The organism is Mesorhizobium sp. M1A.T.Ca.IN.004.03.1.1 (assembly GCF_003997555.1).
Taxonomy (GTDB): Bacteria; Pseudomonadota; Alphaproteobacteria; order Rhizobiales; family Rhizobiaceae; genus Mesorhizobium.
Map to the genome: position 1 here is coordinate 1 of NZ_RZTV01000916.1, position 244 is coordinate 244.

The window sequence follows — 244 nt, forward strand, 5'->3', positions numbered from 1 at the left end:
CTTCGGTCAACAGATGCAGAATGTGAAGCCGTTTGGCATTCCCCATGGCCGACAGGAAATTTGCTTCGTTATCGAAAGCGATGGTTTCGGGGGAATGCGGGACTGACGATTGATTGTTCAAGGCGAGATCTCCTTTGGGGAACCAAAGCCGGGCACCGGGTCATATCCCCGAACTTTAATTTAGAGATAACGCAAGGGTGCAGTGCCGAAACCCATTTGTCGGCGCCGCATCGTCTTTTTTGGC

At 52.0% G+C, this 244-nt stretch carries 1 pseudogene; it reads right to left on the reverse strand.

The features are described 5' to 3' along the window. Window positions 1-121: pseudogene (locus EOD29_RS37715) on the reverse strand (ArsR family transcriptional regulator); the annotation flags it as partial. Window positions 122-244: the final 123 nt, after the last annotated feature.